The organism is Acinetobacter sp. SM1B (genome assembly GCF_003289665.1).
Classification (GTDB): Bacteria; Pseudomonadota; Gammaproteobacteria; order Pseudomonadales; family Moraxellaceae; genus Acinetobacter; species Acinetobacter schindleri.
Genome location: NZ_QMBM01000011.1, coordinates 1 through 7,264 on the forward strand (window position 1 = coordinate 1; position 7,264 = coordinate 7,264).

Here is a 7,264-nt window from a genome sequence, read left to right on the forward strand (position 1 = left end):
TGGCTCAATTAGGGGCGCTTTGCATTTCAAATCTTTGTGCAACAAAGCCTCTGAAAAATATATTGAAGTGCTAGGATGCAAAGGTTTATCCAAAAAGATTTATGACAATTTAATTCAAATAAAAGAAAAATATCGTAACACTTTTGCTCATGGTGGATTTGAAAAAAAGAGTCAATCATTTCATTTCCATCTAGAGGGATATGGAGCAGTTCCTGCAACAATGTCTGATTACAAAAATAGTGTCCACTTTACCTCAACTCCTTTAAATGAAGATAAATTTATTGAAATTGTAAAGATTTTTGACGAGCTTGATAGATATATCGAAGAAAACTTGATAGCAGGGTGGAAGTTTTGTCAAAGCGGATTGGATTTGATAATGGATAGATCTTCGTTGAAGAATATGCTTAAAGTTTCTCAAGATCCAGATAATTTCGAGCATTGGCTACAAAATGAGAATGAGAGGTTATGTAATTATATCAATGCTGATTATTAGAACTAACTTAGTGACTAATAATTAGTCTTCTAGTCTTCGCCCAAACGACACTATCATTTACAAAAATGGACAATAGACATTCATTACAACAGAGTTATACTGCTTAGACCATTTTCTAAAACAACGGAGAACAACGATGGTTACAGCTGGCTCAAAACCGGGAACAGGTTTCTATTTTTGTGTTCAATGCGGACATCGCGTTTACTTAGAAATTGGTACAGACCGCTTACCACCGTGTACCAAATGCCAAGGCACCCAATATAACGATAAGGTTGCCTAAGCTACAGCAAAAAATAAAACAGAAAAACCTGTTTTAAATAAAAGCCCTATTACCCCATAGGGCTTTTTGCTATTTTAGAGAGAAAGAAAATCACCCATCGCCACAAACAGGTTTGGAGTGCAGTATGGAAACGATCCTCGGTTTATGTATTGGTATTGGACTCAGTGCAGCGTGTGGCTTTCGTATATTCGCACCTTTGCTGGTCATGAGTATCGCTTGTAATCTGAACTGGTTTGAACCGATCCAGGGCTTCGGCTGGCTGGCTTTACCCTCGGTTTGTTTGACACTGGGCATCGCGACCTTATGTGAAATCATCGCTTACTATATTCCCTGGGTGGATAATATCCTTGACATTATTGCCACTCCCGCAGCTGTCATTGCTGGAACGGTATCTACGATGGCAGTAAGTAGTGGGGAAATGTCGCAGTTTATAGCTTGGGCAACCGCATTAATTGTAGGTGGAGGCACCGCTGGAGCAGTACAATTTGGTACGGTGGCTTTGCGAGGTTTATCCACTGCCACCACAGGTGGAGTAGGAAATCCGGTCATCTCTACAGGGGAGTGGGTCAGTGCGCTCCTGATTTCAATTTTATCCTTCTTAGCACCTGTAATGTTGGTAGTGGTATTAATCATTGCTGCCATCTGGTCCGTACGCTGGTTTAAACAGATCAAGAAAAATAAAGCTGATCCTGGTATAGCATAAATCCTCTAAGTCAATGTTTTATAAATCTAAAACTAAATAGTAAGTTCATGTAAAAGGACTAAAAAAACTCTAAAAAGTGATTGATTTTTATTCATTAAAGGCATAATTTTAGTATGGGATTAATAAATACATACTTTTATTATGGTTTTAATCCCTACCTTTATAAAAAAGAATATGGGGAGTTTGCATGGATATGATCAAGTTTGTGATTGATGAGCATACGACAGACAATGGTGCACATCTGATCCATAATTCAACGATGGGGTGTGAAGACTTGCCTGATGCTAATGCTCAGATTCTGATTGGTTATTTTGCCAATTATGAACTGGCGTATAAGCGTGCGCGCATGAACTGGCCTAGAGAGAAAGTGACCGGTTGTGAAAAATGCTGCAAGGCATAACTCATGAATCAATCAGTAATTGAAAATGAATATGATGTTGAGATTTTTGACCCTGCCATTGTGTAGGGTCATTTTGTTTCAGCTTTCATCTTTCTATGTTAAAAATAATAAGCAACATGTGCCTATACATATGAGATCAGGAAAATGAAAATAGCAAAACTTGCAGTTTTTTTCAGTGCAACCATATTGATCTCGAATGCAGCCGTAGCGCAACAAGCTTTAAAGCCCCAACAGCGCCAGTCACAACAAGATCAAAAAACTTTTCAAGCCTATGTCCCTAAAAACTATTCTTTCTTTGAAGTAGTAAAAGGTGACTTGAATAAAGATGGTGTGCCAGATGCTGTACTGATTGTCAAAGCTACAGATCCTAAAGCTTTAGTTAAAGATGAATATCGTGGAACCTTAGACCGGAATCGCCGAGGTATCATTGTTCTTTTGGGGCAAAAGGACAAGAACACTTATAAACAGTTTCTGCAAAACCTGAACTGTTTCAGCTCGGATCAGGAAGATGGTGGGGTGTACTATCCACCTGAACTGGTGCCTGAAATTAACAAAGGACTACTGCAGCTTACGTATCAGCATGGACGTTATGGCTATTGGAGCTATAAATTCCGTCTTCAGAATCAGGATATGCGACTGATTGGCTATGACCAGTTTTCTCATCATGGTCCTTTACTTGAGTCGAAAACCAGCTTTAATCTGCTGACTGGCAAAAAAATCTATAGTAAAAACCTAATCACGGATCCGGAGCGCAACCCAAAATATAAAGAAACGCATTCAGTGCATAAAAAGTCACCTATTTATTTATCCAAAATTAAAGACTTTGATCAACTCACATTTTAAATATCTAACCGCCTGAAATTGGCGCACATTTTGCAATTTATTTAATACGAGGATGCAAAGCTTCATCTAATCGCAGAGCTTTGACTTAATTTAGTGCACTTTTATGCACGATAAAGAGGGCAAATGAGTATGGATATGACCAACCACGTTTCTGAATCCCCGAAACTACCGCTTTCTGCACATGCCTGTGCGGCTTGGTCGCTCATATTTGTGCCTTTTTGTGGTGCAATTGGGCTGATCTATTTTGCGCTGGCTTATCTGATCAATCTGAAAGTACTGACATCTGAATTAAGCAAAATGAATAAAGTACTGGCAATTATCATGTCCGGGATGTGTGCCATGAGTGGCTGGTGGTTTACTGCACAATGGTTGCAGGGAACTTTATAAAGTGAAAAAAAAGGAGAAAAGGGGTAAATAAAATTCCAATAAAGCTCATTTTTTTAAAATAAAACGTCATAAAAATGAGCCAATGAGATTTATTTCTCTGAATTGTCTTTTAAATCGGAATAATTTTTCAAAAATTAGAAAAATGATAAAAACATAGGAAATTAATTCCGTACGCTCAAGGCTAATATATTTCTCAAGGGTGTGACGGGATCGGAAAGAGTAGCATGCTGTGAGCGGCGCAAAACGCGAGAGCAGTACTTACCCAAAAGGTCTTGATCCGGCTTAGGACGCTATGAACCAGAAGTTTGTAGGCTATAAGATCAATTCTTACAAAGATTGATAGTTGAAGTAAACCATCGCGAGTTTTCCCAACACCCTAAAAATTCTCCAGTAAAACCCATTAGAAAATATAAAAATAACTCTTCTATTCAAATCTCCTTAACAGTGTTATATCCGCCATTTCTTTTTATTCAGTCAATTTATGCTAGTCTGGAAATTGAACCGTATCCTTTAGGGGAATCACGATGGAGCTTGATTTCTGGCGGCAATTTTTACTGTATGCATTGTTCGTTAATTACAGCATATTAATATTCTGGTTCCTGATCATTGTCTTTGCCCATGATTGGGTCAAACAGTTGCATGGAAAATGGTTCCAGCTATCAGACTCAACCTTCGATGCCATTCATTATGCAGGTATGGCACTCTATAAGATTGGTATTTTTCTATTTAATCTAGTGCCTTTATTGGCTTTATATCTGATGTGAACATAGAGAGAAATAATAGATTTGAATCTTTCATTAACGTGATTTTAACCTGTGGTCGAATAGTAATCTCAAAGACCCAGTTTAACTTATTAAAATTATCCAACTAAAAACAACAACATCGCTAAAAGGAGCTCAGGCAAATGAATCAGTTTAAACCCGCCCTGATTTTAGGTGCACTCATCGGCTTAGGAATGATTATAGCGAGATGGATTCTGGGGAACAGTGCCGTCAAGATCAAACAGTATGAACGGATTGTTTCGGTCAAAGGCCTGTCTGAACGTGAAGTTAAGGCAAATGTCGCGGTCTGGCCGATTCGTTTTAGTTCGGCCAGTCAGGATCTGGCTCAGCTTTATGACGTGATGGAACTACAAACCCAGCAAATCCAGACTTTCCTGAAAGGTGAAGGCTTTAAAGCCGAAGAAATTACCACGGGAGCACCCGTCACCACAGATAAATATGCACAGCAGTATGGCGGAGATGCCAATGTCGCCCTGCGTTATACGGCACATCAAACGATTACCGTGTATACCCATAATATTGATGCAGTACGGGCAGCACAAACCCGTTTAGCAGAACTGGGTAAAAAGGGCATTGCCTTTGGTGGCGATGATTCTGGACAACGAACTGAGTATCTATTTACTGGCTTGAATGACATTAAACCAGCGATGATTGAACAGGCCACACAAAATGCTCGGAGCGTGGCAGAAAAATTTGCAGCTGATTCGCAAAGTCGTCTGGGAAAAATCAAAACCGCTAATCAGGGTCTGTTCAGTATTGAAGATCGCGACAGTAATACACCTTATCTTAAAAAAGTTCGTGTCGTATCTACAGTCGATTACTATCTGGCAGATTAAATTAACCCGGAAGCAATTCAGCAGTACGATCTGAGCAGCTTGAACCCGGCTGGTCAGGTCGCAAGCCGAGTATAACCTCCTTAAATCAACTTCCTGTAAACGTTCAGATTGACACACTGGATTGACATTGTTATTTTGCGCATCTTTCTCCCCATGCAATTGCGCCATGCCACTAAACGATAACTTTGTTTACTGCCCACCTCAAGATCCACTCAAAATTCTCTATGAAGATGAGGATCTGGTGGTGATTGAAAAACCGGCAGGGTTATTATCGGTGCCGGGTCGTCTGCCAGAGCATCATGACAGCGCGTATTTACGTGTGCGCGAGCAATTTCCGGAAGCACGAATTACCCATCGCCTGGATATGGCTACTTCCGGAATTCTGATGTTTGCCAAGCATCGTGATGCAGAAGTAGCAGTCAGTAAAATGTTTCAGGCGCGTACGGTGAATAAGCATTACATCGCTTTAGTACAAGGCAAACTGGTCGGTGAGGGCGAAGTCAATGCCCCACTCATCACTGACTGGGAAAATCGGCCACGTCAGATGGTACATACGGAAATGGGCAAGCCCTCTAAAACCCTGTATCAAGTGTTGGATTATGATGTGGCACAAGATATTAGCCGTGTCTTATTAACGCCGATTACCGGGCGTTCGCATCAACTGCGTGTGCATATGATGCATATTGGTCATCCAATTACTGGCGATAAAATCTATCACCCTGAACCACTGCGCAGTCCGCTGCAACGTATGGCCCTGCATGCCAGTTATCTTGCATTTACCCAACCCTTAAGTGATAAACCGATAGAAATTTACGGTAATGTGCCTTTCTAAATTTTTTTAGCTTCAACTCTATGTTTTATTAAATAATATTTGAGTTTGTGGAATGGATGCAGAACACTTTATTCATCTATTGCGTTGTATAAAGTGTGAGAAAATATTTCATATTTTTTCTTTAATTCTCTAAATTTACTTATTTTTTGATCTAAAAAGCATTAGTTTAAATATAGTTATGTGCTTTGTTGAACCATGTAAATTTATAAGTTTACCTATCTTAATACTGTCTTATGAGGAAAATTGAATTTTAAAAAAGATCAAAATTTGGTAAATTTAAATATATGTTATTAAACAACATTATTTTTTAATTTTGATAAAAAATAAGGAATATAATATTTATATAATTAAATTCAATAACTTGCTGTCTATCTTATAAGTTAATTCATACTTAAAGCTTTAATATTTTTATTCCGGCAAGATTTCAATAGATAAAGCAATAAGATTCAACAAAAATATCAGTATTATTAAATATTTATACCTAATTCTAGTGATAGGATTTTTGAGAAAATCAGTGCAAAATAAGAATCTTTCATAAGTTCTTTGGTTTGATTTAAAGCATTTTTCTTATTTTATTTTTTTAATTAAGGCACGGACGATGTTAAGTATTATTTTATTCGTTCTGGTGGGGATACTATCTGGCGTACTTGCAGTCACACTAAACAAATTAAAATCCCTGCGTGGAAACCTCGATGTTTTACAGGACAATCTGGATCATGTACGTCATAAACTGACTGATTATGAACAACAGGTAGAAGATAGTGAGTACGATTTGTCTCAGCTACGCGTGCAGATCAGTAGTTTACGCACGACTTTAGAAAAATATAAGAAATACCAGGAGATCTGCGAAATTGAACAATATGTCATTAACCGTACCTTACAGGCTGAAAATTTTGTAGAAATGACCAAGGTTGATGCTTCAATCATGGTGGATGACATTAAAGGCTATATCGAGCGGGTGAAGGCATTTATAGAGGATTATCAGGCTAAGGCAATTCAAAAGGTGGATCAGCAGGCACGGGAAAAACTGCAGCGCTATTATAAACAGGCACAAGAAGAATATCGCTTGCAGAATGTAGTTACTGCCTTAGAGCATAAAATTCATGGTTATCAGCATGGATTCACTTTAGCAGCTAAAGATGTTTTGACTGAATTAATAGAGGGTTATCAGGAGCAAGATGCTGCAAGACATTTACAGGATATTCGTGAGCAGATTGAGCAGGCGATTCGAGACAAAAAAGTTGCGCAATGCAACTATGTCGATGAAGATCGCCGTAATACCACCATGGATATGATCAGTCTGGCCTTTAACAGCCGTGCTGACCTGTATCTGTCTCGTTTAACTGCAGATAATCTGGGACAGATGCTACAGGCGCTGCAAGATGATTTTTATTTAATTAATCATAAAGGGCAGGATTTAAGTCAGGCCCGCATTCAGCAATTGTATCTGAATTTACGTTTGCAAGAGCTCAAGTTTGCAGCCTTGCTTCTGGAATTAAAGAAAACACCAGGAAAAATTCTTCACCTGGCTTAAGCCGCTTAGTCAAAAAAATTAAGCGTAAAATGGGGATAAAAATATCTCCAAAATAAGCAGTCAAAGTATCTCTACCAGTTAAAAGCTGAAGAGGTACTTTAAAAATAAAACTTCTATTTGATATAGGCTTTGTTGCACAAAGATTTGAAATGCAAAGCGCCCCTAATTGAGCCA

The 7,264-nt window shown here is 38.6% G+C and carries 11 protein-coding genes; 10 read left to right on the forward strand and 1 reads right to left on the reverse strand.

What is annotated here, in order from left to right; genetic code table 11:
• Nucleotides 1-7: 7 nt before the first annotated feature.
• The 10 genes from C8322_RS13935 to C8322_RS13980 all read left to right on the forward strand — a co-directional run bounded on the left by C8322_RS13935 (nt 8) and on the right by C8322_RS13980 (nt 7,090).
• Nucleotides 8-493, forward strand: a complete 486-nt coding sequence (locus C8322_RS13935) for a hypothetical protein (RefSeq protein ID WP_111810811.1) — start codon at nt 8-10, stop codon at nt 491-493.
• 82 nt (nt 494-575) lie between these two features.
• Complete coding sequence (locus C8322_RS13940; protein ID WP_265735902.1) at nt 576-773, forward strand: zinc ribbon-containing protein; 198 nt, start codon at nt 576-578, stop codon at nt 771-773.
• 124 nt (nt 774-897) lie between these two features.
• Entirely contained in the window at nt 898-1,476 is a 579-nt protein-coding gene (locus C8322_RS13945) for a DUF4126 domain-containing protein (RefSeq protein ID WP_108675460.1), read from the forward strand.
• Between the two features lie 187 nt (nt 1,477-1,663).
• On the forward strand, nt 1,664-1,876 hold the full coding sequence (locus tag C8322_RS13950; RefSeq protein ID WP_108675459.1) for a hypothetical protein: 213 nt from the start codon (nt 1,664-1,666) through the stop codon (nt 1,874-1,876).
• 144 nt (nt 1,877-2,020) lie between these two features.
• Nucleotides 2,021-2,719, forward strand: a complete 699-nt coding sequence (locus tag C8322_RS13955; protein WP_071320929.1) for a hypothetical protein — start codon at nt 2,021-2,023, stop codon at nt 2,717-2,719.
• A gap of 129 nt (nt 2,720-2,848) precedes the next feature.
• Nucleotides 2,849-3,106 (forward strand): hypothetical protein, encoded by a 258-nt coding sequence (locus C8322_RS13960; protein WP_111810808.1) that lies wholly within the window; start codon nt 2,849-2,851, stop codon nt 3,104-3,106.
• 524 nt (nt 3,107-3,630) lie between these two features.
• Entirely contained in the window at nt 3,631-3,870 is a 240-nt protein-coding gene (locus C8322_RS13965; protein WP_004891620.1) for a DUF6868 family protein, read from the forward strand.
• A gap of 140 nt (nt 3,871-4,010) precedes the next feature.
• Entirely contained in the window at nt 4,011-4,724 is a 714-nt protein-coding gene (locus C8322_RS13970) for an SIMPL domain-containing protein (RefSeq protein WP_108675458.1), read from the forward strand.
• A gap of 166 nt (nt 4,725-4,890) precedes the next feature.
• A complete protein-coding gene (locus C8322_RS13975; RefSeq protein ID WP_111810809.1) occupies nt 4,891-5,556 on the forward strand; it encodes an RluA family pseudouridine synthase in 666 nt (221 codons plus the stop codon).
• Nucleotides 5,557-6,154: 598 nt separating this feature from the next.
• Nucleotides 6,155-7,090, forward strand: coding sequence for a DUF4041 domain-containing protein (locus C8322_RS13980; RefSeq protein WP_111810810.1), 936 nt, complete (start codon nt 6,155-6,157; stop codon nt 7,088-7,090).
• Here the strand turns inward: C8322_RS13980 and C8322_RS14485 are convergent.
• Nucleotides 7,026-7,264 (reverse strand): hypothetical protein (locus C8322_RS14485; protein ID WP_213065972.1); only part of this gene is annotated, 239 nt, incomplete at its 5' end. The two genes, C8322_RS13980 and C8322_RS14485, sit on opposite strands and share 65 nt — an antisense overlap.

Coding starts and splice junctions, on each gene's coding strand:
- C8322_RS13945 (WP_108675460.1), top strand. CDS start 898: ATGGAAACGATCCTCGGTTTATGTATTGGTATTGGACTCAGTGCAGCG.
- C8322_RS13950 (WP_108675459.1), top strand. CDS start 1,664: ATGGATATGATCAAGTTTGTGATTGATGAGCATACGACAGACAATGGT.
- C8322_RS13955 (WP_071320929.1), top strand. CDS start 2,021: ATGAAAATAGCAAAACTTGCAGTTTTTTTCAGTGCAACCATATTGATC.
- C8322_RS13960 (WP_111810808.1), top strand. CDS start 2,849: ATGGATATGACCAACCACGTTTCTGAATCCCCGAAACTACCGCTTTCT.
- C8322_RS13965 (WP_004891620.1), top strand. CDS start 3,631: ATGGAGCTTGATTTCTGGCGGCAATTTTTACTGTATGCATTGTTCGTT.
- C8322_RS13970 (WP_108675458.1), top strand. CDS start 4,011: ATGAATCAGTTTAAACCCGCCCTGATTTTAGGTGCACTCATCGGCTTA.
- C8322_RS13975 (WP_111810809.1), top strand. CDS start 4,891: ATGCCACTAAACGATAACTTTGTTTACTGCCCACCTCAAGATCCACTC.
- C8322_RS13980 (WP_111810810.1), top strand. CDS start 6,155: ATGTTAAGTATTATTTTATTCGTTCTGGTGGGGATACTATCTGGCGTA.